This is a genomic window from Laceyella putida, assembly GCF_042665195.1.
GTDB lineage: Bacteria > Bacillota > Bacilli > Thermoactinomycetales > Thermoactinomycetaceae > Laceyella > Laceyella putida.
Genome location: NZ_JBHTBW010000046.1, coordinates 14,672 through 34,892, shown reverse-complemented (window position 1 = coordinate 34,892; position 20,221 = coordinate 14,672). Strand labels below are relative to the sequence as shown.

26 protein-coding genes are annotated in these 20,221 nt (G+C 45.8%); 15 read left to right on the top strand and 11 right to left on the bottom strand.

The features are described from left to right. Window positions 1–15: 15 nt before the first annotated feature. Complete coding sequence (locus ACFQNG_RS14095; protein WP_379865988.1) at window positions 16–777, bottom strand: DUF2087 domain-containing protein; 762 nt, start codon at window positions 775–777, stop codon at window positions 16–18. Between the two features lie 659 nt (window positions 778–1,436). On the opposite strand from ACFQNG_RS14095, the gene ACFQNG_RS14090 reads away from it, so the two are divergent. From ACFQNG_RS14090 to ACFQNG_RS14065, 6 genes are all read left to right on the top strand, one after another. Beyond that, entirely contained in the window at window positions 1,437–1,811 is a 375-nt protein-coding gene (locus tag ACFQNG_RS14090) for a DinB family protein (protein WP_379865961.1), read from the top strand. Next, window positions 1,808–1,963 (top strand): DinB family protein, encoded by a 156-nt coding sequence (locus ACFQNG_RS14085; protein WP_379865959.1) that lies wholly within the window; start codon window positions 1,808–1,810, stop codon window positions 1,961–1,963. Before ACFQNG_RS14090 ends, ACFQNG_RS14085 begins: the two co-directional genes overlap by 4 nt. A gap of 184 nt (window positions 1,964–2,147) precedes the next feature. Further along, entirely contained in the window at window positions 2,148–3,005 is an 858-nt protein-coding gene (locus ACFQNG_RS14080; protein ID WP_379865957.1) for a cytochrome c oxidase assembly protein, read from the top strand. A gap of 17 nt (window positions 3,006–3,022) precedes the next feature. Continuing rightward, window positions 3,023–3,346, top strand: coding sequence for a c-type cytochrome (locus ACFQNG_RS14075; RefSeq protein WP_379865955.1), 324 nt, complete (start codon window positions 3,023–3,025; stop codon window positions 3,344–3,346). Between the two features lie 213 nt (window positions 3,347–3,559). After that, window positions 3,560–4,414, top strand: a complete 855-nt coding sequence (locus ACFQNG_RS14070; RefSeq protein WP_379865953.1) for a hypothetical protein — start codon at window positions 3,560–3,562, stop codon at window positions 4,412–4,414. Further along, window positions 4,407–5,156, top strand: coding sequence for a glycosyltransferase family 2 protein (locus ACFQNG_RS14065; protein ID WP_379865951.1), 750 nt, complete (start codon window positions 4,407–4,409; stop codon window positions 5,154–5,156). The genes ACFQNG_RS14070 and ACFQNG_RS14065 overlap by 8 nt, the downstream gene beginning before the upstream one ends. A 103-nt stretch (window positions 5,157–5,259) precedes the next feature. Here the strand turns inward: ACFQNG_RS14065 and ACFQNG_RS14060 are convergent, their stop codons facing one another. Beyond that, window positions 5,260–5,817 carry a hypothetical protein gene (locus ACFQNG_RS14060; protein WP_379865949.1) on the bottom strand — a complete coding sequence of 186 codons (558 nt, stop codon included), beginning with the start codon at window positions 5,815–5,817 and terminating at the stop codon, window positions 5,260–5,262. Between the two features lie 105 nt (window positions 5,818–5,922). Between ACFQNG_RS14060 and ACFQNG_RS14055 the strand changes: the two genes are divergently transcribed. After that, window positions 5,923–6,459 (top strand): histidine phosphatase family protein, encoded by a 537-nt coding sequence (locus ACFQNG_RS14055; RefSeq protein WP_379865946.1) that lies wholly within the window; start codon window positions 5,923–5,925, stop codon window positions 6,457–6,459. Window positions 6,460–6,501: 42 nt separating this feature from the next. Here ACFQNG_RS14055 and ACFQNG_RS14050 read toward each other — a convergent pair whose 3' ends face one another. Together ACFQNG_RS14050 and ACFQNG_RS14045 are read right to left on the bottom strand one after the other, a co-directional pair. Beyond that, the gene (locus ACFQNG_RS14050; RefSeq protein WP_379865945.1) at window positions 6,502–7,395 is read right to left on the bottom strand and encodes a DMT family transporter; all 894 of its coding nucleotides are present in this window, start codon (window positions 7,393–7,395) and stop codon (window positions 6,502–6,504) included. Between the two features lie 116 nt (window positions 7,396–7,511). Further along, window positions 7,512–8,300, bottom strand: coding sequence for a PHP domain-containing protein (locus ACFQNG_RS14045; protein WP_379865943.1), 789 nt, complete (start codon window positions 8,298–8,300; stop codon window positions 7,512–7,514). Window positions 8,301–8,462: 162 nt separating this feature from the next. Between ACFQNG_RS14045 and ACFQNG_RS14040 the strand changes: the two genes are divergently transcribed. Continuing rightward, the gene (locus ACFQNG_RS14040; protein WP_379865941.1) at window positions 8,463–8,936 is read left to right on the top strand and encodes a macro domain-containing protein; all 474 of its coding nucleotides are present in this window, start codon (window positions 8,463–8,465) and stop codon (window positions 8,934–8,936) included. Between the two features lie 210 nt (window positions 8,937–9,146). Here the strand turns inward: ACFQNG_RS14040 and ACFQNG_RS14035 are convergent, their stop codons facing one another. Further along, window positions 9,147–10,064 (bottom strand): class I SAM-dependent methyltransferase, encoded by a 918-nt coding sequence (locus ACFQNG_RS14035; protein ID WP_379865939.1) that lies wholly within the window; start codon window positions 10,062–10,064, stop codon window positions 9,147–9,149. Between the two features lie 330 nt (window positions 10,065–10,394). Between ACFQNG_RS14035 and ACFQNG_RS14030 the strand changes: the two genes are divergently transcribed. The 3 genes from ACFQNG_RS14030 (at window position 10,395) to ACFQNG_RS14020 (ending at window position 11,508) form a co-directional block, all read left to right on the top strand. Next, entirely contained in the window at window positions 10,395–10,760 is a 366-nt protein-coding gene (locus tag ACFQNG_RS14030) for a hypothetical protein (protein WP_379865937.1), read from the top strand. 19 nt (window positions 10,761–10,779) lie between these two features. Next, window positions 10,780–10,938 carry a hypothetical protein gene (locus tag ACFQNG_RS14025; protein WP_379865935.1) on the top strand — a complete coding sequence of 53 codons (159 nt, stop codon included), beginning with the start codon at window positions 10,780–10,782 and terminating at the stop codon, window positions 10,936–10,938. A 204-nt stretch (window positions 10,939–11,142) separates the two neighbouring features. Further along, window positions 11,143–11,508: a hypothetical protein gene (locus ACFQNG_RS14020; protein WP_379865934.1), complete on the top strand. Its 366-nt coding sequence runs from the start codon at window positions 11,143–11,145 to the stop codon at window positions 11,506–11,508. Here the strand turns inward: ACFQNG_RS14020 and ACFQNG_RS14015 are convergent. Then, window positions 11,496–11,822 (bottom strand): transcriptional regulator, encoded by a 327-nt coding sequence (locus tag ACFQNG_RS14015; RefSeq protein ID WP_379865932.1) that lies wholly within the window; start codon window positions 11,820–11,822, stop codon window positions 11,496–11,498. The genes ACFQNG_RS14020 and ACFQNG_RS14015 overlap by 13 nt on opposite strands. Window positions 11,823–11,998: 176 nt before the next feature. Between ACFQNG_RS14015 and ACFQNG_RS14010 the strand changes: the two genes are divergently transcribed. Beyond that, a complete protein-coding gene (locus ACFQNG_RS14010) occupies window positions 11,999–12,622 on the top strand; it encodes a LysE family translocator (protein ID WP_379865986.1) in 624 nt (207 codons plus the stop codon). A 79-nt stretch (window positions 12,623–12,701) separates the two neighbouring features. Next, window positions 12,702–13,574, top strand: coding sequence for a cation diffusion facilitator family transporter (locus ACFQNG_RS14005; RefSeq protein ID WP_379865985.1), 873 nt, complete (start codon window positions 12,702–12,704; stop codon window positions 13,572–13,574). A gap of 49 nt (window positions 13,575–13,623) precedes the next feature. On the opposite strand, the gene ACFQNG_RS14000 is transcribed toward ACFQNG_RS14005, so the two are convergent. Both ACFQNG_RS14000 and ACFQNG_RS13995 read right to left on the bottom strand, forming a co-directional pair. After that, window positions 13,624–14,520: a DMT family transporter gene (locus ACFQNG_RS14000; RefSeq protein ID WP_379865930.1), complete on the bottom strand. Its 897-nt coding sequence runs from the start codon at window positions 14,518–14,520 to the stop codon at window positions 13,624–13,626. 152 nt (window positions 14,521–14,672) lie between these two features. Then, window positions 14,673–14,849 (bottom strand): DUF896 domain-containing protein, encoded by a 177-nt coding sequence (locus ACFQNG_RS13995; protein ID WP_379865928.1) that lies wholly within the window; start codon window positions 14,847–14,849, stop codon window positions 14,673–14,675. Between the two features lie 81 nt (window positions 14,850–14,930). On the opposite strand from ACFQNG_RS13995, the gene ACFQNG_RS13990 reads away from it, so the two are divergent. Beyond that, window positions 14,931–15,614: a YneB family resolvase-like protein gene (locus ACFQNG_RS13990; RefSeq protein WP_379865925.1), complete on the top strand. Its 684-nt coding sequence runs from the start codon at window positions 14,931–14,933 to the stop codon at window positions 15,612–15,614. Then, window positions 15,611–16,684, top strand: coding sequence for a M42 family metallopeptidase (locus ACFQNG_RS13985; RefSeq protein ID WP_379865922.1), 1,074 nt, complete (start codon window positions 15,611–15,613; stop codon window positions 16,682–16,684). The genes ACFQNG_RS13990 and ACFQNG_RS13985 overlap by 4 nt, the downstream gene beginning before the upstream one ends. 214 nt (window positions 16,685–16,898) lie before the next feature. Here ACFQNG_RS13985 and ACFQNG_RS13980 read toward each other — a convergent pair whose 3' ends face one another. The 3 genes from ACFQNG_RS13980 to ACFQNG_RS13970 all read right to left on the bottom strand — a co-directional run bounded on the left by ACFQNG_RS13980 (window position 16,899) and on the right by ACFQNG_RS13970 (window position 20,183). Then, window positions 16,899–18,095, bottom strand: a complete 1,197-nt coding sequence (locus ACFQNG_RS13980; RefSeq protein WP_379865920.1) for an iron-containing alcohol dehydrogenase — start codon at window positions 18,093–18,095, stop codon at window positions 16,899–16,901. Window positions 18,096–18,602: 507 nt separating this feature from the next. Beyond that, the gene (gene yunB / locus ACFQNG_RS13975) at window positions 18,603–19,418 is read right to left on the bottom strand and encodes a sporulation protein YunB (RefSeq protein WP_379865918.1); all 816 of its coding nucleotides are present in this window, start codon (window positions 19,416–19,418) and stop codon (window positions 18,603–18,605) included. Window positions 19,419–19,574: 156 nt separating this feature from the next. Continuing rightward, window positions 19,575–20,183, bottom strand: coding sequence for a TetR/AcrR family transcriptional regulator (locus ACFQNG_RS13970; protein ID WP_379865916.1), 609 nt, complete (start codon window positions 20,181–20,183; stop codon window positions 19,575–19,577). Window positions 20,184–20,221: the final 38 nt, after the last annotated feature.

Sequence of the window (20,221 nt, the reverse complement as noted above, 5' to 3'; positions counted from 1 at the left end):
AATCATCCCTTTCCGTTAAAGGACCCAATATTGACGACCATCAGGTGTTCTGTCCATGAAACCGTACTCAATCAGGTAGCGTCTTAATGTGACATAATCAGGATAAATCCGCTCCAAAATGCGATTCACTTCCAATTCACTGTATTTGCGGTTTGGCGCAAACTTGGTGATCAGATGTTTGAGGATGGCCACTTTGCGTTTTTCTTTCTTGGGAAAATCGGCGAGTGGTCCGTCTGGGCCATCCGGAAAGTATTTATCCAAAATTTCTTGTTTTTCCGCTTCGGTGAGGTCGTAGCGTTGGTCAAGCATCCGGGCATGGCGTGGGGGATGGATCCATTGGGTTGGTTTGGCGGAATGCGCTTCGGTCAATTCCATCAGGGCGAGGAGCACTTTGGCTTGTTTCATTTTCTCCCTCAAGGTAAAGCGGTGGTGCCGAATGGTGGAGGTGCTTCCACCGCCAAGCTCCTGAACGATTTCTTTATCGGTAAGCCCTTGGAAGAAGTAGCCCAACAATTTTTTTTGCAGGTCGGTCAAGCCCGTCACCTTTTTGTCCAAACCCAATAAGTATGCAAACATCGAACCATGCTCTTTATGGATATGATGCTTGGTGAATCGTTCCGCCTCATAGAAAGTGTGATTGTCGGAATAGATGATGCCTTGCTCAAAGGTTTGGCCACACACCAAACAAACATAGGCATCAGCCTCTTGATCATAAACATAGCCGCGCTTTAATTCTTCCACGGATGCGTCCCAAAACAAATCGGATAGGTCCTTCATATCCAAACAAACCCCTCTTTTGTTTGTTTTATTCATAAACATAATATGATATCGTTTATCTAATTGCAATAGTGAATGCGTAACTGTGGTGTATTTATTATTATATCTTTGCAATAAAACCCCCAGATAGGTCTTGAAGAGCTTGCGCCTGCCATTTTAAAAATCAAACATATTGCGACACATAGAAGTCATCGTTTTTCCCATTTGCTTCACTTGTCCATCGGTGCTCATCGGGAAAAGGTTTTGGAGCCGCCTCCTATCGATCAACTTGCTTTGCCACACCTGCCCTAATAGCGGAAACAGATGCAGACGAAGCGGGGTTCTATCGAAGATATGGATTTTTCTATCAAATAGATATTTAAATTATTATTCACTTAAAAAGTGGAGGGAGCCCATCCTTGCGAGAAAAGCTAAAGTGCAAGGAAACATGAGTTGTAGGGTTTGATCAAACCTTCACTGGATTAAGAGGCATCAGCATTTTTTATGCGTCTGCGATTGGAATTGATAAGATTGGGAACGAATAACAAGTACGTTTTTTGTATAAAAAATCCCGCTATACCATAAACAAGTTTGTGATACAAACGAAAAGTTGAACAAATACAAACATACCAAGGCATGATGGTAAACCCTCAAAAACAAACAAGGGGGTAACAAAAAAAGTGGGAACTATAAAAAGCGGAGGGATTTCCCGTGAGTCAACAAACCTTGGAACTGTATGGGCGAATCAAAAGCTTTTCGATCATCTGAAAGAACTTCCACAAAACATCTATAACCAGGAAATGCAGAGTGTATTACCTTCCATTTCAAAAGCGTTTTCGCATATTTACGTTGTCGATCACATCTGGTTAAAAGTGATGTCCGGTGAGCGTTTCGAAAGTATCAGGGGGATGATGGACAAACTAGAGGAGGAGACGAAAGGGGAAAGAAGGATTCGATTTTTTGCCGCTTATCTGAGCGGTACAAAACATTTCTCCGGTAACACCCGGAGATGGAGAAGCCTGTTTCCATCGAACATTCTCTTTATGGGCAGTTGAAAATTAATCTTTCCGAACTGGTTCAGCATGTGGTGAACCACGGAACATATCACCGTGGGAATATCACGGCCATGTTGAGGCAATTGGACAACAAAGGGACGTTCACGGACTTTATCTTTTATTTGTATGTCAAGCGCAATCAAACGGAGTAACTTTTCTCCGTACTGCGAACTACTACTCAGGTGTTAAGCCCGAGTGGTTAATTTTATCCGTTCACACACGAATCATTGAATCTTTCGTTTTTGGTCACATCACCTTCACATTTTGCCGAAAGGCGAAAGCGGATAATATATGATATGATGACAATTGAAAATGGTTGGGACGGAGGTTTGTTCCATGTCGAGTCAAGAGTTCTTTCAAGTGTTTTTATATTGGAGTAACTGGGACTACAAATTGAATTTGGTTTTCCTGGCGGTGGGCATGCTGTACATCTGGCTAACGGGACCGTTTAGACACCGTTTCAAAGATGCGGAATCGGTGTCCGGATGGAAAAAGATATCTTTTTTAATCGGGTTAATCCTTTACTATTTCGCTTTGGGAAGTCCGCTTAATTTGATGGCGCATGAATTGTTCAGCATGCATATGTTACAGATGTCTTTTCTGTATTTCGTGGTGCCACCTTTATTATTGCTGGGCATGCCTGCCTACTTGTTGCGTCCTGTCGTTTCGATTAAAGGTTTGCAAAGCGTGATTCGTTTCTTTACTAAACCATTGATCACTTTATTTTTCTTTAATGGTGCGATGACTTTCTACCACGTGCCAGTCGTTTTCGATACGATCATGAAGGAACCGGTCTGGCATTATGTTTCGCACGGGTTGTTGTTGTTTGCGGCCTTATGCATGTGGTGGCCCATTGTTGCCCCGTTACCCGATTGGGATCGTATAAAGCCCATTCATAAATTGGGACTCATTTTCGCAGATGGTTTTTTACTCACTCCTGCGTGCGCGATGATCACTTTTACCGATTCGGTCCTGTTTAAAGACTACATGGACATGTCGCAAATGTTTCCAATTATGAGCCCCATTCATGACCAGCAATTGGGCGGCGTAATTATGAAAATCATGCAGGAAATCGTTTATATTACGGCGATTGGTCTGGTGTTCTTAAAATGGATCCGGCAGGAAAGAGTGAAAGACGAGGCTGAATTGCGGGAGTGGCAACAACAAAACAACATGAAGCTCAAAGAATCATGAGAGTGGCAGTGCGGCATATGAAAAAGGTTGGAGTTGCCTCTCTTGTTTGCCTCTCTCTTTTGTTTGTCGTCACCGCTTGTCAGAGCACGGGTGGTGAAAAGTCGCCTGCGGCGACCCAGACTGCCGGGCCGCAGGATGTGTATCTTCAGCATTGCGCCAACTGCCATGGTGGAAACTTGGAGGGTGGATTTGGGCCTGCTTTGAAAAAAGTGGGAAGCAAATATGCCAAAGACGAGATTCTCCACATTATCCAAAAAGGAAAAGGCAACATGCCATCGCAGGATTATGTGGACAAAAAAGATCAAGCGACCTTGGCGGAATGGCTTTCACAACAGAAATAAAATATTTTCAAAACAAAAAAACGCTATTCTTTCTTTGGAGACACCGAGAAAGGATAGCGTTTTTTAGTGAACTTCCAGAAACGCCCTTGCTTGCGGTGTTTATGCGTTTTTACCCACAACTGTGCCCAGCTAAGAGTGAGACTTTATATCGTTCTGTGACCGTTTGTCGTTTAAAAGAATACAGTAAAGGTAAAAAGTGAATGGAGTTCGCTTATGAAACAACAACCTGTTCGTCCAATCCCGCTTTCTTCGTCTCTGCCCGAGCAGTGTTGTGCGATATTTCCGGCGATATCGGGGCAAAGGGGGGAATTAGAGAAAAGCCGCGTGCTGCTCAACCCTTCTGTCGACGTATTGCAATCATTACCTGAACAAAGTGATCGGATCATCGCTTACGACATGTTGCCTTCCCAGGAAGCTCTTCCTCTCTTGCGTGGACGCACGGTATGGGTTCCTTCTTTTGCGTTTCGTTATCATTGCCAACAACACCAAGTGAAAACGGAAGTACGGTATCCCGTTCCCCGCGCTGTCATCCAGTTAGTCAGACGGAAAAAAGAAGCGAAACAACACCTCAGTGCAGCGCAGCAACTGCTGTTGTGGGTTGATGAGTGTTTGATTCCGCAGAGTGAAAAGACGAGTCTCTTGGATACGCTACAACAAACCTGCCGGATGTCACCTCGATTGAAAGTTGTGTGGGTGACTGAGCAAAAAGAGGCGAGACATAAACATATTTGGTTAATTCCCCGTGATGAAGTTGAACGCAATGAACTTTGGTATGGAGCGGACCTCTTGCTTACGGTGGGTCCGACGGATCAATCGTTTGTTCCTCTGCACGTTCAATGCCTTCATACAGGGATTGTTGTGCTGACGGATGGAGCCGGTGACCATGATGAATGGATACGCCATCAATTTTCTGGAGTGGTGCTTAATCCAAAAACGCTCAATAAAGAACTGCGCTCTTATTTGTTGATGATGGCAGACAACCCTACCTGGCTGCTGGGACTAAAAAGAAATGGGCAATCTCTCTTACGCAGAATCAGAGGAATGGGTGAGGCGATAGAAAGTGAGTGAACCATTGACGTCTAGCATTATTGTTCCCACAAAGAATCAATGGGCCAGTGTATGGCGGTGTATTTTTAACCTTCGACAATATACGGATGAACCTTACGAGATCATCTTAGTGGACAATGCCTCTGATTACATTCCCGACTTCATCTTGAACCAGGAAGACATTTATTTCATCCGCAATGGGTGGGACAGAGGAGATGTCGCTGCGGTCAATCAAGGAATGCGGAAAGCGTCCGGTAGCTATATTGTCTGGTTGAAACAAGACACGTTGCCTTCATATCGTTGGTTAACCCAGTTGATCAAAGTTCTCAAAGAGGAACCTTCAGTTGGAATGGTCGGGCCGATGTCCAATTGGGGCATTAATGAGCAACGCATTCCAGTTCCATTTCAAACCCCCAGCAAAATCCATCGTTTCAGCAACCAATATAACCACAGTGACCCACGTCATTGGAAGGAAGTCGAGCGTCTTCAGTCCTTCTGTTGTGTCCTTCCTCGAGAAGCGGTGGAAAAGGTGGGAGAACTGGATGAATGGTATGGAATGGGGAGCCATGAGATGGATGATTATGCGCTTCGGTTGAAGCAAGCGGGGTATCGGTTGCTCGTGGCCGGGGATACTTATCTTCACCGGTTTTATGAAAAAGAAGTCGATAAGGACTCCATTCGTGAGAGAAAGAAGAGGGAATGGCAGAATCAACGGTACTTCATTCACAAGTGGGGGACACAAGTTGGCCCGTTTATGCCTTGATATCTGAAAGAGGAAACACGCTTTGAGACTTCACACGACTGAAGCCGTGGACTTTCAATCGGCATTTATGTAAAAAGAAAACGACTGTAAAATCGTCGACCAGTCAAATGTGGACGCTGGAGACTTCCAGCGTATTTTTTATGGTGAGATAAGCTGAGGTTAAAGCGGATGAATCTGAATAAGCGATCTTCAGATGAAACGGTTTTTGTTTCCCTTGAACCTTATAGCAAACATTTGTGAAAAAGGGTTTTGACCTGGTTGGGACATGCTGCCATAGCCACTGGATATCTTCCATCATATAGTCAATCGAGGTAACAAAGCCAATCCCGCAGTATTCCAAATATACCTTTTGCTCGTCCACAGATTCATGATGCATGGTCGTCACATAATATTCCACTGCTTTGGGCGGAAAACCCAGGGCTAATCCCACTTCCCGATGATAACAGGGGGAATCGGGGAGTAGGGGATGCGTTTGTTGCAGAAAGCGTTGTTTCTCCGCTTTCGTTTGAAAATATAAGAGTTGGTCCATCTTATGGATTTTCACTTTAGTACTGGGATAAGTTGATAATTTCAGCAAATCTGCGGCATGATATAATTGATAATGCGGATTTGTAAGTAAAGCAGGCTTATAGCCTTGTAAAAACGATTCAATGTCCTTCATTCCACTCGCTCCTTGCAAAGGTTCGATTTGAAATATTTATACCCTAACCACGGAAATCCTTTTTATCTTTCCTCCCATTTCCGTTTATATAAGGAGGCATTGCGATTGACAGAGATTTTTCTTGTCCGGCATTGTCAAGCGGCAGGCCAAGAAAGAGAGGCGCGCTTGACACAACAAGGAATCGAACAGGCCCAACAATTGGCCGAGTTTTTCGCTGCGGTCGAAATCGAACACATCGTGTCGAGTCCTTATGTGAGAGCGGTGGATTCCATCAAACCGACAGCGCGGAAAAAAGGGCTGTCGATTCATACAGATGAGCGGTTGGTCGAACGAAAATTGGCTGGCGAGCCGCGTGAGGATTGGCGAACATGTTTGCGACAAACCTTTGGGGATTTGGATTTATGCTTTGAGGGAGGCGAGTCCAGCCGAGCGGCGATGCTGCGAGCGGTCGCGGTCTGCGAGGAGAGACTCCGTACAGTTCAAGGGAGCGTCATCATGGTATCTCATGGAAATCTAATCACATTATTGCTTAAATATTTCGATCACAGCATCGGATTTGAAGATTGGGAACAAATGACGAATCCGGATGTGTATCGAATTTGGCATGAGGATGGCTGGAAAATAGAACGAAATTGGCGTTAGAAAAAGAGCCTTAGGCCAGTATGTGGCTAAGGCTCCCGACGCTTAAGCGGCATGATCGTCTGTCGCTTTTTTTCGCTTTGGCAACGGAAGTTTCGAAAAAAAGATGATACTGAGCAAAATGAGGCACATCCCGATGATGGTTCCAGCCGTAATGGTTTCATCGAGAAACATCACGCCCCAGATCACCCCAAAAGCGGGCACCAACATGGTGACATAGGTTGTTTGGGTTGGACCGACTTCTTTTAACAACCGAAAATACAACAAATAGGCGAAAGCAGTGGATAAGACCGCCAATGCCAAAATGGAGAGATTCACTGAAAGAGAGGGAAGCTTAGCTGGAACATCCAACGCAGAAAACGGCAAGACGCAGACCGTCGAACCGAATAATTGGCCGATCGACAAGGATAAGGGTGAAGCATCAAAATATTTCTTGGCATAGGTTGAGCCGATCCCATAGAAGAGAGCCGCTAGAAGTGAGGCTAAGATGGCAAGGATCGTGCTGGTTGTCAACTCCATGGGAGACCATCCAACCAATACACAGACGCCGATAAATCCGACAAAAAGTCCAAGCCCTTTCTGCAACGTAATCCATTCCTTTAGCCACACGCGGGCAACCAGCGCCGTGAAAAGCGGAGTAGTAGCGTTTAATATGGCGGCAAAAGACGAAGTGATATGGACTTCGGCGTAAGAAATCAAGACAAAGGGAAGTGCCGTATTGATGAGGCCGAGCAGGTAATATTTTTTCTGATCTTTTTTAATGGTGAAGGGAATTTTTAGCAAATAAGCATAAACTACCAGAGTCAACAGGGCAATCCCCACTCGCAGCAATACCAGAAAGACCGGTCCCACCACTGGAGACGCCACACGAATGTAGAGGAAAGAAGCGCCCCATAATGCTGCAAGCGCAAACAAGAGTCCGATGTTTTTCAGATTCATCCCAGCCAAACCTTTCTATACTCGCAATGTTTCTCCCTTTTAGTTTAATCGAAACGAATGGATCTTCATATAGAAAAAATAAAAACCACCGAGTTTTTGCCCGGCGGCATCATGGTTCACATCAAAAATTGTCCCAGCTGATGGGCGTCATGATGAAAGTCTGATCCGCCGGTTACGAAGAGGTGGTGTTTTTCTGCCAAATGTATTAATTTATTGACATCGCGTGGGCGGTGTTCACGATGCCAGACTTCCAATCCGTCCAACCCCAAAGAAATCATTTCCTCGATATGGGTTGGATTTTTGATATAGTACGGATGGGCTAGGACGGCGACTCCTCCGGCATCATGGATCATTGTGATCCCCTCTTCTAACGAAATGCCGGTCAAATCGATGTTTGCTGGCCGGCCATCACCCAAGTAATGGTAAAAAACGTCACGCACACTATAAAGGTACCCTTTGGCCACGATTGCCTTGGCGATATGGGGGCGGGTAATCACGCCATCTTGGCTTTGCCGCTTGACATCTTCTAGGGTAATCGGCATATTTAATTGGCGGAATTTTTCGATGATTTTCCGTGCCCGTTCTTCCCTTTCTAGTTGGATGGCGCGTAAATTATGCTGCAATCGGCGTGAGTCCTTTATGTTATATCCTAACAAATCCACATTGCGCTTTCTCCACCGTGTGCGGATTTCCACACCTGGAATCACCGAAAGTGGAATATGCTGACTCGCTTTCACGGCTTCCGACACGCCTTCCAGTGTATCGTGGTCTGTGATCGCGATTGTTTGCAACCCCAGGGTGAACGCCTTTTCCACTATTTCCGTTGGAGAGTAAATCCCGTCAGAAGCGCGGGTATGAATATGTAGATCAAATGTTCCTGGCTCGAGATCATTCAATATATTCATTTTTTAACCCCCTGTAACATCTATATTATACTAATATTAAGAAAAGATGAAACAGGAAAATTTTCTTACTCGTTCCAGGATGAACTCCACCTACTGGCAGAAGAACCACGAAGACATCTATCTGCCGTTTGGGAAAGTCATCAATCGGCATGAAACGAGAAGATGTCTTGGTTGCTATTAATATCCAACTGCACAGTGATTGGTCATCAATGTAACTGTCTCGGTGTCATGGATACTGAAATCGCAAAGCGGATTTGTGATCTTTACCCTGAAGTATACGAAGCAGATCAGAACTATCCTATTCCATTTGGAGAAAAGCGATTAGGACACTTATCCTGTGCATGGGTGAAGGATAAATATGTCGGAAGTCGCTTAGTATATAATCTTTATGGTCAACATCGTTATGGAAGAAAGGGAAACTATACGGTTGTTCGTAAGCTTGAACAAGCATTAGAAGAAATGATGAAAAAAATCGAATCAGTGGAAGATTTGTGTGGAGAAGAGTGGATTAAAGTTGGTCTTCCATACGGAATGGGTGCGGAATTCGTAAGCGGGGATTGGAATGAGATAATGCATGTGATCGAAAAAGTATCTAATCAGTTTTATCGTGATATTTATCTATATCAGTTACAATGAATCTTTCAGAAAGGACCTTGGATGAGCAGAAGATTAGAGGAACTGATATCAATGCTCATTTCAATACGGGAAGTTAGAACTTCTAAGTCTTGAATTCCCGGAGAAAAAAGATAGTGAAATGGGTTGAGCTCATTCAAAAAGAAAATAAAAAAACAAGGCGGCAGGTATCATCCGCTGCCTTGTGCTTGCATCAGAGAAAATGATAAAAATTTATTTCACCACTGCTTTCACGAAATACGCATGCTCGTACGCGTAGTAATCATCCGAACGATTCTGAAAGTAACTATCCTGGATATCCGATGGGCTGAGATGTTCCACCAAGCGTAAGCCTACCGATTCAAGCTCAGAGGCGAGGGTGGAGGGATCGAGTCCCGTCACCATAGGCTCGCCCGCCTGACGCAACATAGCTTGCATAATGTTCACACGTGCTGCGGCTTTTTCGGGAATAAATGCATCATTATCCCAGTAATCAAAGATGATCTTACTACCTGCGGGGCTGATGTCTGTGATCGTACGGAGTGTGTGAAAAACCACATCGTACGGTAAGTAATGAATTACGCCGAGCCAGCTGAAAAAGGTGGGCGCTTTTGGATCGTATAATGTGTTCGCTAATTCGGTATGCAGTTTTTGTTTCGTAAAGTCGACCGGAATAAAATGTAGATTAGATGGAATGTCCCACCCTAGCTCAGTGAGGCGCTTTCGCTTGAAATCTTGCGTAGCGGGATGATCGATCTCGAAGATTTGAAAATTGTGTTGCAACTCAGGATTCCGAAACGCAAAGGTATCCATTCCGGCGCCGAGAATAACATATTGTGTTATCCCTTGCTGAATAGCTGCTTTTAGATGATCTTCCGTATATCTTGAACGACTGAGGAAGAGGGAAGTTGGAAAGTAAGATTGTACCATGGATTTGATTGCATCCACCCGGTCGGGGCACTGAGCCGCACGCTCTGGGTCAATTATTGGCAGTGCGGTCGCCATTGCGTTATCAAACGCTACAAGATCTTCCTCGGTGAGCAATCTAGGTGCCATAAAATCGTCAAATATTTTAGGCATTGCGTAAACGGCATGGTGGGCTCGAAGGTAGGCACTCATAAGTGCAGTTCGTTTTATTTTGGTTTCGTCCATTCGTATTCCTCCCTAATAGTGTTCTACTATGTATCATAGTAACTCTTGTAATGATATGGAATGATTCTACTTTCTTCTTTCAATCAGCTTTTGTTGGTATCTCGAATATACCCCAGCCACTCATGATGTTTTTCATCGATGCTCATAGTACCCATTCCGATGCGTTGTTTCTTGAGAATATTATAAGGGTATTGCGAATGTTGAGGAAATGAAAAAGGCGATCGGACGCGTTTTTTTCGGGGTTAGCAGGAATGGAAATGTGAGTTATTGTATATTACATTAAGCTGAGCCTTTAATGAGAATAACTACTACATATGTGAGGAAATTCCTATGACTATGAAAACAAGAGAAACGTTGCCCGGGCATTTGCTTTACGATATTTTTGACTCCGACTTGTCTGTTTCTTATTTGGTTGAATCATACGATGAATGGAGACAAAATTGGAGGCAGGTGCCCACATTCGTGTCAGACTGTTTCGAATTGATCGCTGCCAAGCATGGGTTTGATCAACATAAGATGGATGAAAAGAGAGAGCATGTCCTTGAAGAGATCAGGGAAGCCCATCCCGAGGTTTGGCTTTATCTCCATCCGGATGGCGTATTTAGCAAGTATCATTATGACTATGCCCGCTCCGCTTTTTGGTGCCGATATCAGTACCGCAAGATGGGGATTTCGGAAGAAGAGGGACAGGAATAGTAGGAGGTGTGGCAAATGGTTGGAGAGAATCAGCCAGATCAAAAACGAAAAAACCGAAGATTCAACAGATAAATCATCGTTTGTATCATTAGGAAGAGGAACAGCAGACATGCCATCAAGTTGTGAAAGACAGTTTCGCCCGGTCACCGAGAAAGGTGGCTTTTTTACTGCTTTTTAAAAGTCCGGCTAACCGATCTACAACAAGACTTCACACCAGGAAGCGATTGGTTAAAAAAACGAAAGGAACCCTTTTGGTTTCTTTCGTTTTTTACAAGAAAAAAGAATATTTGACATCTTTTTGTTAGATTTAGCTGGCAGGATTCCGCGACAGAAATGTTAAAAAATAACAAAACAGAAACAGACCAGTAGAAAGGGAAGGGTTATGAGTATCGATATTAGCCTCCAAACGTTTAAACGTGTCGAAGAAAAAGCGCTAGCAGCACTGAGACAGGGATTTACCGCTAAAGATGGCTTGCGGCGGGCCTATATGGCCATGTTGGCTGAAGGGTTGAGTCAACAAGAAGTCGATTTTTTGTTTAATTGGGTCGTCAACTGTATCCTTACCGCCGATGCGCGTCAGTTAATCATGAAAGAAGGGCATCGGACGGAGATCAAGGACAAGTTTCGCCGGGAATTAGGAATCGCTTGGCAGGATATCCCGATAGCGCACGGAATTTCACGCAATAAGTCAGGGATATATCACCTGAAACGCTATCATTTAGTTGATGAGCAACCTTATTCTTTCTGATGCCATTCGCGCACCGTATCGCGAATATGGTCCAGTTGTTCCCAGTATTTGGCGATGGCCGTTTTGCCGTCGTGTGTGATGCGGATGGTCGTGTGTGGAATCTTTTTCCGCACAAATTGTTTGCTGATATCTACATAGCCGGCTCTCTCCAATTTGGATAAATGGGATGAAAGATTGCCCTTGGTCAGACCAGTGAGTTCTTGCAAGAAGAGAAATTCCGCCATGGTGCAAGCTTCTAGCGCACTCATGATCGCTAATCGTGCAGGTTCATGAATCAATTTATCCAAACGTGTCATTTCTTTAAAAGGCATCATAAGGAACCACTCCATTTCGGCAAATCGATTTATGTATGTAACTAGTTTGTATTATAAACGCTAAATGGAAATGTGCAAAGATTTCTCCAACGCAGAAACCCAATGAACGATGTACATGTGATAAAATCTACAGTAACCTGCGAAAATGAAATCATTCCACGGAGGGAATTCACTTGATTGAACTTGATACGCTTCTTACTTTTTTGGCTTACTCAGTCAGCTTAACCCTGTTGCCTGGTCCTGACATCTTGTTTGTTCTCTCCCAAAGCGTGTTTCAAGGCAAAAAAGACGGGCTCGCGATCTCGCTGGGGCTGTGTACGGGTTTGATCGCGCATACCTTGGCGGCGGCATTAGGCGTTTCGATGATATTGTATCACTCGGCATTGGCCTTTCATGTCCTAAAGATTGCGGGTGTGGCGTACCTGTTGTATCTGGCTTGGCAATCGTTGAAAGCGACGGGGGAGGCTTCGCTTCAGCCAGCGGAGAAAAAACAAAGCTTAGGTGCCTTATATAAACGGGGAATCCTGATGAATTTGCTCAATCCGAAGGTCTCTATCTTCTTTCTCGCTTTTTTTCCCCAGTTTGTTGAGGCGCAGGCAGGTCATGTGCCGCTGCAAATGTTGACCTTGGGGTTTGTGTTCATCGCCCAAGCCCTTGTGATTTTCACCGCCGTCTCTCTCATCGCCGGAAAGTTGGGTGAACGCTTTTTACAAAAACATCTCAAGGGCAAATGGGTCAACTATGGTACGGCTGGAATTTTTGCCTTATTGGGAATTCGGTTGGCTTTCGTAGAAAAATAAGCAAAGCTGTTTAAAATCCGGTCCATAGGTGAACAGTAAAAAATGGGTGAAGAAAGTGAAAACATGGTTAAACTCACCAATGGTTGCCGCATGGATCGGTTTGGTAAGCAATATTGTCCTGACTATAATGAAGATTGGTGTTGGATTTGCGTTCCGGAGCCCATCGCTGGTCGCGGATGGAGCCCACAATGCCGCCGATGTGATCGCCTCTGGGGCAACATTGGGTTCAATGCGCGTATCCAAACAACCGGCTGATGAGGATCATCCCTATGGGCATGGAAAAGCGGAAGTCATCGCATCGGGAATCGTGGCCGTCATCTTGTTTATCATTGGCCTTTATATGATTTATCACTCCATTGAATCGCTTTTTGAACCGGCGGTGAAGGCGCATTGGTTATCCTTCGTCGCCGCTCTCTTTTCACTGATCTGGAAGCAATTTCTCTATGTTTATACCATTCGCGTCGGACGGGAAACGAAAAGCAAAGGATTAATAGCCACGGCTTATGATCATTTAACGGATGTTTATGCATCCCTGGCCGCCGTGATTGGGATAGGAGCGGCGATTGCGGGCCAATCTTATCATCTGCCTTATACTCAGTATGGCGATCCCGTGGCCAGCATTATCGTATCTCTGTTAATCCTTAAAATCTCCCTGCACATGGGACGCGAATCGATCGATATTTTAATGGAACGAAATTTACCCGGAGAGAAAATCAACGAATATGCGCGAATCATCTTAAGCATTCCGCACGTCAAACGAATCGATCGCATCCGCGCCAGAGAACATGGCCATTATACCATCGTCGATGTGCGGGTGGGTCTTCCTGGAGAGTTGACAATCCAAGAAGGACACGATACCGCGCGAAAGATTAAGCAAGCCTTGATGGAGGTTGATGGGGAAATACAAGAGGTCCTCATCCACTTAAATCCGTGGTATGAGGGGAAGGGATAGAGCCTGAACGGTTTTCAGGCTCTTTTTGTTGCGCGTATGTAACGGGGTTTCACGGCGAGTCGTTTTTTTCCTGTCCCCCGATCGATAAATATACGCCAATCCCGATGCAAACCGCTCCGATAAAGAAAGAAACGGTTAAACGTTCGCCTAACAGCCAAGCTCCCAACAAGCTTCCGACTATCGGCTGAAGGAAAAAGAACAGGGAACCCGTAGCCGCATCCGTATATTCAAATCCTTTGTTCCACAGATAAAACGCCAACGCGGTGGAAATCACACCCAGATACACGATACCCAACCAGAGCCACGGGTTCATGGGGAAGGAAAAATTGGTTGTTTGCGCTTCATGCCACGCGATCGGCGCGGTAAAGAGGACACCAAACAAACTGGCCCATAAGGTAACAGTAAGGGAGGTGTACTTGCGAGTTTGCACCCGGCTTAAGACGGTATAAAGAGCCCAAGTCACGGCAGCGGCGATCAAGGCCAAGTTGCCCCAGGTTGTTGCTGTGCTTGGGTCTGAAGAGATGCCAGATAGATCGCTTACGATCAATACACCGAGTGTGGCGATGGTGATAGAAACGATTTTGCGGGCACTCATTTGTTCACGCAATAACCACCAAGCGAATAACGAGATTAATGCCGGTGACGCGGAGGTGATGAGTGAGCCCATGGCCGCTCCCGATAGGCTCGTGCCGACAAACTGGAACCCGATTGAGCCCGTGTATCCGATTAGGCCTATCAAGCCCAACATGACCAAATCCCGATTGGCGACTTTCCACTCCCGTTTCCATCCAGCCCATAATCCCAGCACAATGAATGCGAGCAGAAAACGGAGTTCCAGCAAGACCCAAGGAGGGATCTTGGCCAATACGACTTTACTCACCACATACATCCCGCCCCAGATGGCAGCCGCTATTGATAAGCAAATGGGGCCAATCCACTTTTGCAATTGCTCCTCACCCCTAAATATTCCATCTTTTCCGTCTAACGAAAAAAGCAGAGGCGACAGGCCCACTCTGCTCATTTGCGTCCATCAACGATCGTAAACGAACCATTTGTTCGTCAATGGGACATGCGATATAATTGAAGTGTTTACCAGTCTCAGTGTTTATCCACAAACCGAATATTAGATAACTGTTGCTTTACTTGTCCGCGAATGGCTCCTAAGTAGACTTTATATAATTGTTGTTGTTCTTGTCGTTCTTCTGCTGTAAGTCCAACGGTTTTCTTTTTATGTGCCAGCTCATTGATTCTATTGATCAGCTTTTGATCGATCATCCATATCACTCCTTCTAACCCACTTTACCTAAATCTATATTGATTTGCAAGATTGTGAGAGGATGGTAGAGAGAAACGAAGATGAAGTCGATTATCTATGCGCGTGTCAGTACGAAAAAGGAAGAGCAAGAAACGAGTTTGGATCGGCAAGTGGTTGAATTGACCAAGTGGGCTGAAGATTTGTCGTTTGATGTGGTTGACGTCATCTCGGAGCGGCATAGTGGTTTCGATCTGAACCGTCCGGGTTTATATGAGCTGTTTGACACCCTGAAAAAAGGGAAAATTCAGGCCGTCCTTATCCAAGACGATACGCGTTTGGGACGGGGAGAAGCGAAACTGGCGATCATTCACCAGCTTCATCGTGTTGGGTGTAAACTCTACTCCCTGCAGCAACGGGGAGAGTTGGAGTTAGACGCAGGTGAATCGACGGTGTTATCAATCATAGCGAAAGTGGAAGAACTGCAACGAAAAATGATGAATCAGAAGATTAGTTGGGGCATGCAGCGAGCTGTGAAAGAGAAGGGATATAATCCGGCCAAAAACTTGAAAAACCAAGGGTTAGGCGGGCGCGAGAAGAAAGAGGTCCCATTGGAGCAGATCGTGGCGTTGAAAGAAAAAAAGCTCACCTATGAAGAAATCGCCGCTACGTTAAAAGGGTTTGGTTATGATGTCTCACGGGCAACCGTACATCGAAGATATCGAGAATGGAAACAATCTCAACAAGAGATGTTGCAAAAATCACTTGAAATGGAGGAATCCCGATGAGCACCATAAACTGGGAAAGATATGAGGTTTTAACGCAAACACCGGGAGCGCCCGGTTTTGAACAGGAAATGCGCAAAGTGATGCGTTCATACATATCGGAGGTCACCCAAGAGATTGTGCAAGACCGTTTGGGGGGCATCTTTGGTGTCAAGCGCGGGACAGGGCAAGGGCCCAACATCTTGCTTGCTGGGCATATGGACGAAGTGGCCTTTATGGTGACCCGGATCACCGCGGAAGGTTTCTTGAAATTCCAAACTTTGGGTGGATGGTGGTCCCAAGTGATGCTGGCTCAGAGGGTGGATGTGATCACTCGTGCCGGCAAACGGATTCCGGGTGTCATCGGTTCCATTCCTCCCCATCTGTTAAGTGATGAGCGCCGCAATAAAGCCATTGAAGTGAGTCAGATGTTTATCGATATCGGAGCGACAAGCGAAGAGGAAGTAAAAGAGTGGGGAATTCGCCTTGGTGATGCCATAGTGCCACATTGCCCATTCGTTGAAATGGAAGGCGGAAAACGCTTGATGAGCAAAGCGTGGGACAACCGCTTCGGCTGTGGTTTGGCGCTGGAAGTGCTGGAAAGTCTGGTGGATACCGATCATCCCAACACGGTGTATGCGGGTGCGACGGTTCAAGAAGAAGTGGGTTTGCGCGGGGCGGGGGTCGCCGCGGAAATGATCCGGCCTGATGTATTTTTCGCTGTGGATTCGGGACCGGCGGGCGACACGCCAGGTGTGAGCGAAGGATTTGGCAAAATCGGGGCGGGCGTAGTGATCCGGATCTACGACCGGTCCATGATCACCTCACCTGGCATGAGGGATTTCATGTTGGACACCGCCGAATCTGAACAAATTCCCTATCAATTCTTTGTGTCCCAAGGCGGAACGGACGCTGGACGCGTACACCAAACCGGGATCGGCATTCCCTCCGCGGCGATCGGCATCTGCGCGCGTTACATCCATTCCCATGCCGCGATTGTGGACAAAGAGGATATCGAAGCGGCAAAAGCGTTTGCCTTGGCGCTCATCAAACGACTGGATCAATCGACATTCGAATCGATTTTGGACCGATAACAAACAAGGAGTGGAACGACAGGAGAAAAGAGAAGAATGGTTGCTCTAAGCATTCCCGCAAGGGGGGATACCGAGCAACGCCGACTTTCCTCTACACCTTTAATAAGGTGAGCTCCTGTCGTCGTTTTTCATGAAAATTCTTGTTTAAGAGTACATGCACGGTTTATACCAGTCTTAAAATACCCCCGACTATTCAAAAAACGGCTGCCTAGCGTTAAATGGTCATCCCGGATACCTCGTTGGCCACTTTGGTGATGATATCCTCCGGTATGCGGAAGGCCACTCCGGCCGGGTCATTTTGTACAATCGATACAATATTTTGCAGCTTGTCCGCATTTAGTTTAAATTCAGCAAACGTATCCGGCAGGCTTACTTTTTTGCGAAAATCCCGGATAAATTGTACAACCCCGTGCAAACATGCTTCCGGATCCTGAAAAGGATCGGCGATTCCGAGCACACGGGCAAAATCCTGTATCTTGGGCAAATAAAGGTTTGGCAGGGAAGACATGACATTCGGCAGCAACACGGCATTCGCCAGCCCATGCGGTATGCCAAATTTCGCCCCAAATGCGTGCGCCATGTTGTGCACCGGGATCACGGCCATTGAAAGACTAAAAGCGGTAATAGCCATCGAGCTGGCGATCAGCATATGGGCCCTGTTTTCAAGATTGGTCCCATGGGAGACTGCGCCCGGCAGATTCTCCAGAATCAGCCGGATCGAATGCAGCGCGCAGGCATCGGTCATAGGATTGGCCTTTGGGGAAAAGTAAGCTTCTACCGCATGCGTCAGCGCATCAAATCCTGTAAAAGCGGTGATTCGCGGAGGCAAGTTAACGGTTAGCTCGGGGTCGAGAATGGCTATGTCTGCGCTGATAAACGAATGATTCAGGTTTGTCTTGAGTTGAAGCTTTTCGTTAAAGATCACGGCAATGGGTGAGATCTCTGAACCTGTCCCAGCCGTTGTCGGAATGGCTACATGCGGGATCGGGATGGGCCCAGCTTCCGGCCATATTTCCATCACGTTGCCTTGAAGAAGCTGGTCAATATCTTGACTCTCCTTATGCAGCAACCACTTGACGCCTTTTACCGTATCGAGCACGCTTCCGCCGCCGAGCGCGATCAGCGTATCCGCGTTACACTCTTTCACAAACCGGGCGGCCCGGTTGACGATTGTCGCTTTTGCATCCTGTTCTATTTCGTCAAACACACCGGCGAGCTGGACGGATCCCGTCATCTGCCCAAACAATTCTTTAATTTGGTCGGTCACACCCGCTTGATTTACTCCTTTGTCTGTAAAAAGTACTGCCCTCTTTCCGCCAAGTCCCCGAACTAATTTGGGAAGCTTGGTTCGGACTCCTGACCCACTGTAAATTTGGGTTCGCAAGGAAAAGCGAAAAAAGGAAGTGGTCATTTTTTATCCCCCACTTATTTAGAGATTTTTCCAGCTCCTCAACATCCTCTTCTGGCTTCCGCCATCTCTTGAGCACATTTCACCCGTTGCGGATTCATTGTCTTGAACATTCCCACGCCTTCCATTCAATCGGTTTAAAACGGAAAATTCAGTACTCACATGCCCATCAAGTTAAAATTTCTTTATATACAAAACGAATCCTCCAAGCAATATGAACAAAAAGGCGTGTTAAAAATAAAGAATCATTTTTTGATGAGTGGAGAAGCTCATGATGATACCTTTTCAGGATCACTCAATGTTTTATTGCTTCCGTTTTTCGTGGGTATCCATGTGGAAAAATGGGTGGACAAAATTTTATCTGAAATAAGAAAAAAAGTGAAGGATTACGCAAGATAGATCAATGCAAAACCCCGATTTTCAACCACTTGAAGGGTTGGATTCGGGATTTTGCGTGATAAGAACCCTCACTTAAGTAGCGCGATAAAATGAATTCGTTTCCAAATCCTATTATTGACTAGGCACCAGCGGGATCGTTTTGGTTTTATTCGCATCGGGCATGATGCTGGGCACTTCTCCCACAACGAGCTCCCGGATAATGGGGTAATCAAACTTGACGGCAAAGTGCTCTTTGGCAAAAGGCATCAAGGTGGAGATTTCGATGTCCGCATGCACCAAGATGTTTACCATGGTGGTGTTAATCCCTGTTTCCTCCATTTTCGTCGTCAAGGTGACATGGGGAGACCCCTCTATCCAGACTTCCAATGGAATACTGGGGCCAAAGTCAGATAAGATGCTGCTTTCCGCAATTTTTCCCAGAGAGATATGGAGTTCACGGTCTTGCGATTCCTTTAGCTCATGCAAGATCCGATTCGTCAGCGTTTGATATATCATGCCTTCCGCATGGCTGTCAAAGCTGATGCCTGCGATCCGGCCTTGTTGATCCTTGTGCAAATAAGCGACCTGTTTTTTCTCCTTGTTCAGAGATTGCTGGATATCTTCCACTCCTTTTAAGAAAGCTTGTTGAACGATTTTCTTGGCCTCCGTTTTGGCGATGGTGGCGAGGGTCGGTTCAAATTGGGATTCGATCAACCATAAGGGAAAAGCGCATATGACTAAAAAGATGAGGACGAGAAGAAAGAGCTTTACCCGCCACCCACGCGACCCCATACGGATCGGATGGCCTGAGGGGGTGGGGGGCGGAGCGATTTTGCGCGTGGCAAAGCCAGATGCCCGGCGCAAACGGATTGGTTGAGCCAGTTGTTTTATCCATTTCAGAGAAAACGGCCATGGCCGTCTAAAGAGGAATCGGCGCCGTTTCAGCATGGCTGAAGCCCACCTTTAACACAGAGTGATTACCCTTATATCTATTATGAACAATTGAAAAAAAGAAGCCATTATTGAAAAGCTCGTTTTTTACGAGAAAGGACCGGAAATCTCTATGTGGAGATTTCCGGTCCTTTTCAATAATGCCCACACCGATTAGCGACAGAGTGATTTTAAATGATGATTGACTACAGATTCAATCATATCTGGCTTTAGCCGATCCGGTCGGAGAATGGCGTGTACAGCCAATCCATCAATCAGTGCATACATTCGCTCCACTTCCATTTCCACATCCAGATCGGGTACTGCAAGATCAAGTTTGATTAGATGCTCAATAATGAATGTAAATACTGACCGTAGCTCATCATATATCTCATTGCTGAAAGGCTGAAGTGTGGGGTCGACAAGCGCTTTCGCTGTGAATGCAAACCATACCTCCGTTTCTATTCTTTGTTCTTCATCCATGGGCAATATCTCTCGCAATAATTGTTTCATGCCCTCAAATGGTGAATCCGACCATTTGATGTTACGGATTCGTTGGTTTATCCGATCGGATATCAGTTTCATTGAAAAAGCCAGGAGTTCAGACTGTGTGGGAAAATAATGGCGAATTGAACCAACGGATGCGCCAGCCTCCTCGGCTATATTTCGGAAGGACGCTTGTCCTATGCCTCCTTGGCGAATGACCCTCCAAGTGGCTTTGGCCAGTTTTTCTCTTTGTTTTTCGTGATCAACAATCTTTGGCATATCGGCATTTGCTCGCATGGTCAATCGGAAACCTATTGTTAATCGGAATGATATTC